Genomic DNA, 4,443 nt, shown 5'->3' on the forward strand with positions numbered 1-4,443 from the left:
AACGCGCGCCAGCAGGCCGCGTGGTTCCAGTTCGGCGGCGGGCGCGAGGTGATGCGCGCCTTCTTCGACAAGCACAACATCGTGCAGTTCCCGGCCGGCAACACCGGCACCCAGATGGGCGGCTGGTTCCGCAAGGAGATCAAGTCGGCCGAGGACCTGCAGGGCCTGAAGATGCGCATCGCCGGCATCGCCGGGCAGATCATGGCCAAGATGGGCGTGACGCCAACGCAGATCGCCGGCGCCGACGTCTATCCGGCCCTGGAGAAGGGCACCATCGACGCCACCGAGTTCGTCGGCCCCTACGACGACGAGAAGCTGGGCTTCGTGCAGGTCGCCAAGAACTACTACTACCCCGGCTGGTGGGAAGGCGGGCCGCAGGTCTCCCTCTACGTCAACAAGGATGCTTGGCAGAAGCTGCCCAAGTCCTATCAGGCGGTGCTGGAGAGTGCGTGTGCGGAGGCGGGCGGCGCCATGCTGGCCCGCTACGACGCTGAGAACGCGCGCGCACTGCGCCGCCTCGTCGGCAAGGGGGCGGTGCTGCGCGCCTTCCCGCGCGACGTGATGGAGGCCGGCTACAAGATCGCCCAGGACCTCTACGCCGAGTATTCGGCGCAGAACCCCAGCTTCAAGGCGGTCTACGACAGCTGGAAGCCCTTCCTCGACGAGACGCACCTGTGGTTCCGCGTCGCCGAGGCGCCGTACGACAACTTCATCCTGGCCGCCAGCGCGCGGCGCTGACGCGTCTCGCGTGTTCCGCAAGCCCGCCGGATCCGCCCGGCGGGCTTGCGTCCGTGCGCCTGAGGGGCGATGCTCGGGCCGGACGGTAGGAAAGGCGGACCTCCCATGCGGCTCAATCTCGGGTGCGGCAACCGCAAGCTCGACGGCTTCCTCAACGTCGACAAGTTCGCCACCTGCGAACCCGACATGGTGGTGGACCTGGAGGCTCTGCCTTGGCCGTTCGAGACGGACTCGGCCGAAGAGATCGTCATGACCCACGTGCTGGAGCATCTGGGGCCGCTGCCCGAGCACTTCATGGGCATCATCAAGGAACTGTACCGCGTCGCCGCGCCGGGCGCCCCGATCCGAATCACCGTTCCGCACCCGCGCAGCGACATGTTCCTGGACGACCCGACGCACGTGCGCCCGATCACGCCGCAGCTTTTCTCGCTGCTGTCCAAGGAGGACAACCGGCGGACGATCGCCGAGGGGCTGGCGAACAGCCCGCTGGGCCTCTACTACGACGTGGATTTCCGCACGCTGAAGGTCGACTTCCGGCTCAGCCCGCGCTGGGGCACGATGATGAAGAGCGGCGAGGTCGACCACAACGCCATCGTGGCGGCCATGCAAAGCCAATGGAACGTGATCGACGAGGTCGAGATCACGCTGGAGGCGGTAAAGTAGCGGGGCGCCTCACGTCCTTCGCAGGCCCGACGGCGTGGTGCCGGTGGCGGCGCGCACCCGTCGCGCGAAGTGCGAGCGCGACGCGTAGCCGGCCGCCTCGGCCGCCTGCTGCACGCTGAGCCCCTCGGTCTCCAGCAGGTGGCGGGCGTGGGCGACGCGCTCGTCCTGCAGGATGCGGCGCAGCGACGTGCCTTCCTCGGCCAGACGGCGGCGCAGGGTGGCGGCGCCGAGGCCCATTTCGCGCGCCAGGGCATCGGCGGTCCAGGCGTGCTGCGGCCGGGTGCGGACCAGCTGGCGCACCGCGTCCGAGGCCGCCACCGGCACGCCGGGGCCGAGCCAGCACGCCCCATCCTCCAGCAGGATCAGCAGCACCTCCATGCAGCGGTGCTCGGCCAACGCCGGACCGATGCCGGCCGTGAGGCCGGAGGCGGCGTGCAGCATCGCCTCGGCCAGATGCGGCGTCAGCGGCACGCGGTGGTCGCGTGGGCCGGCCGGGCGACCGACTGCGCGCTTCGGATGAGCGCGCAGCAGGCGGCGGACCAGATCGACCGGGAACTCCAGGACCAGCGCCCGGTACAGGCCGGATCCGGCGTCCGGTTCGTTGACGACGGTGCCGCTCCATCCCGCCGGCAGCAGCATCGCCGTGCCGGCGGGAAAGCGGAAGCTGCCCAGCGCGTCGTCGAACTCCTTGACGCCGTCGATGACGGTGATCAGCGCGGTGCGGTCGAGCCGGATGTCCGTCAGCCGTTCGCGGTCGTGCGCCACGAAGGACCACAGCGCCGGCACCGCCGGACGCGGCTCCGCGCCGGGGCGGCGGTCGCGGTCGGCGAAGGCGGCGAGGCGGCCGAGGAAGTCCGGGGTCATCGCGTCAGCGTCCGTAACGCGTGGTGAACGACGCCTTGCCCAGAGACGCGGCGTTCAGGTTGAAGCCGACCATCGCCGCCGTGGCGTCCGCCGGAAGCGGCAGCGTCTCCACCTTCAGCGCGTGCAGCGTGAAGACGTAGCGGTGCGGCGCGTCGCCCCGGGGCGGGCAGGGGCCGCCGTAGCCCGGCGCGCCGAAGTCCGTGCGGCCCTGCACGGCCCCGGCCGGCAGCAGGCCCTTGGACGGATCGCCGGCCCCCGCCGGCAGCGCGGTGGCGGAGGCGGGCAGGTTGTACACCACCCAGTGCCACCAGCCGCTGCCGGTCGGCGCGTCGGGGTCGTAGACGGTCAGTGCGAAGCTCTTGGTCCCCGCCGGCGGATCCTTCCAGGCCAGGGCCGGGGAGACGTTGCCGCCGGTGCAGCCGAAGCCGGACAGCACGTGGCGATCGGCGATGGGCGCCGCGTCGGACACGTCCGGGCTCGACAGCTCGAAGGCGGCGGCCGGCAGGGCCGTCAGGAGGGCGACGGCGGTCAACGCGGCGGCTGTAAAGGGGCGCATGTCCAGGGTCCTGCATCGTGGAGTGATGCGGCCAGGGTAGCGCCGCCGACGCACCGCCGTGCGCCGGCTCCGCGCAAAGATGCGCCCGAAACGCTCATTCGCGGCGAAGCAGCCGCGCCGCATCCAGCGCCGCGTAGGTCAGGATCGCGTCCGTCCCCGCCCGCTTGAACGACATCAGCGTCTCCAGGAGCGCGTTGTCGTAGTTCAGCCAGCCGTTGCCGGCCGCGGCGCGCAGCATCGCGTACTCGCCCGACACGTGGTAGGCGAAGGTCGGCACGGCGAAGGTGTCCTTCACCCGCCGGATGATGTCCAGGTAGGGCAGGCCGGGTTTCACCATCACCATGTCCGCCCCCTCGTCGATGTCCAGCGCCACCTCGCGCAGAGCCTCGTCGGTGTTGGCCGGGTCCATCTGGTAGGTACGCTTGTCGCCCTTGAGGAAGCCGCCGGAGTTCACGGCGTCGCGGAACGGCCCGTAGAAGGCCGAGGCGTACTTGGCGGCATAGGAGCAGATGCGCACCAGCTCATGCCCCTCGGCGTCCAGCCGGTCGCGGATGGCGCCGATGCGGCCGTCCATCATGTCGCTGGGGGCGACGATGTCGACGCCGGCTTCGGCCTGCGACAGCGCTTGGCGGACCAGCACCTCCACCGTCTCGTCGTTGACGACGTATCCGTCGCGCACGATGCCGTCGTGGCCGTGGCTGGTGTAGGGGTCGAGCGCCACGTCGCCCAGGATGCCGACGTGCGGCACCGCCGCCTTCACCGCGCGGATGGCGCGGTTCATCAGATTCTCGGGGTTGAAGGCCTCGGCCGCGTCTTCCGACTTCTTCTCGGCCGGGACGACGGGGAACAGCGCGATGCAGGGCACGCCCAGGTCGCCGGCCTGCGCCACCGCCTCCACCAGCAGATCGATGGTCAGGCGCTCGACGCCGGGCATGGAGGCCACGGGCTCGCGGCGGTTCTGCCCCTCGATGACGAAGACCGGCCAGATCAGGTCGTCCACCGACAGCGTGTTCTCGGCCACCAGCCGGCGGGTCCAGGCGTCCGCCCGGTTGCGGCGGGGGCGGGTGCGCGGGAAGGCGCCGAGGGAGCGGTGGCCGGTGGAACGCTGCGTGGACATGGATCGTTCGTCGTCGCTGGGAAAAAGGTCCGGCGATGTTACGCCTCTTGGGCCCGCTGGCTCAAGGTTGCTGGCCCGGAAAAGCGTTCGGCCCGGCCCGCGGGGGTTCCGCGGGGCCGGGCCGAGGCAAAAGGCCGTCAAAGGGAAGCGCTTACTGCTTCTGTAGCTGCTTCATGATGTCGGCGTTCGGGTCGTTCTCGCCGGGCTGCTCCGTGCCGGGGAACGGCGGCGGCGCATTGTAGTCCATGGTCGGGATTTCGATCTGGATGGTGCTGGGATCGATCTTGGCGCCGCGGTCGAGGCCCACTTCCACCAGGCCGGGGAACATGATGACGATGCCCACCATGATGATCTGGATGATCACAAACGGCACGGCACCCCAGTAGATCTGGCCGGTGGTGATCTTGTCCGTCAGCTTGCCGGTGACCTTGTCCACATAGTCGGTGCGCGGCGCCACCGAGCGCAGGTAGAACAGCGCGAAGCCGAACGGCGGGTGCATGAACGA

6 protein-coding genes are annotated in these 4,443 nt (G+C 70.2%); 2 read left to right on the top strand and 4 right to left on the bottom strand.

What is annotated here, in order from left to right:
* Together VED21_RS36315 and VED21_RS36320 are read left to right on the top strand one after the other, a co-directional pair.
* Positions 1-738, top strand: a 738-nt coding sequence (locus VED21_RS36315; RefSeq protein ID WP_324890949.1) for a TRAP transporter substrate-binding protein DctP, incomplete at its 5' end; no start/stop codon positions are given.
* A 105-nt stretch (positions 739-843) separates the two neighbouring features.
* Positions 844-1,401: a hypothetical protein gene (locus VED21_RS36320; RefSeq protein ID WP_324890951.1), complete on the top strand. Its 558-nt coding sequence runs from the start codon at positions 844-846 to the stop codon at positions 1,399-1,401.
* A gap of 9 nt (positions 1,402-1,410) precedes the next feature.
* Here VED21_RS36320 and VED21_RS36325 read toward each other — a convergent pair whose 3' ends face one another.
* The 4 genes from VED21_RS36325 to VED21_RS36340 form a co-directional block, all read right to left on the bottom strand.
* On the bottom strand, positions 1,411-2,265 hold the full coding sequence (locus VED21_RS36325) for an AraC family transcriptional regulator (RefSeq protein WP_324890953.1): 855 nt from the start codon (positions 2,263-2,265) through the stop codon (positions 1,411-1,413).
* 4 nt (positions 2,266-2,269) lie between these two features.
* On the bottom strand, positions 2,270-2,821 hold the full coding sequence (locus VED21_RS36330) for a YbhB/YbcL family Raf kinase inhibitor-like protein (protein ID WP_324890955.1): 552 nt from the start codon (positions 2,819-2,821) through the stop codon (positions 2,270-2,272).
* 94 nt (positions 2,822-2,915) lie between these two features.
* Entirely contained in the window at positions 2,916-3,938 is a 1,023-nt protein-coding gene (gene hemB, locus VED21_RS36335) for a porphobilinogen synthase (RefSeq protein ID WP_324890957.1), read from the bottom strand.
* A 151-nt stretch (positions 3,939-4,089) separates the two neighbouring features.
* On the bottom strand, positions 4,090-4,443 hold a 354-nt coding region (locus tag VED21_RS36340; RefSeq protein WP_324890959.1), incomplete at its 5' end, for a TRAP transporter large permease subunit.

This window comes from Azospirillum sp., assembly GCF_035627195.1.
GTDB lineage: Bacteria > Pseudomonadota > Alphaproteobacteria > Azospirillales > Azospirillaceae > Azospirillum.

What these genes read in the sequence shown, in the direction of transcription:
- VED21_RS36325 (WP_324890953.1), bottom strand. Translation starts at nt 2,265, where the DNA reads ATGACCCCGGACTTCCTCGGCCGCCTCGCCGCCTTCGCCGACCGCGAC.
- hemB (WP_324890957.1), bottom strand. Translation starts at nt 3,938, where the DNA reads ATGTCCACGCAGCGTTCCACCGGCCACCGCTCCCTCGGCGCCTTCCCG.
- VED21_RS36320 (WP_324890951.1), top strand. Translation starts at nt 844, where the DNA reads ATGCGGCTCAATCTCGGGTGCGGCAACCGCAAGCTCGACGGCTTCCTC.
- VED21_RS36330 (WP_324890955.1), bottom strand. Translation starts at nt 2,821, where the DNA reads ATGCGCCCCTTTACAGCCGCCGCGTTGACCGCCGTCGCCCTCCTGACG.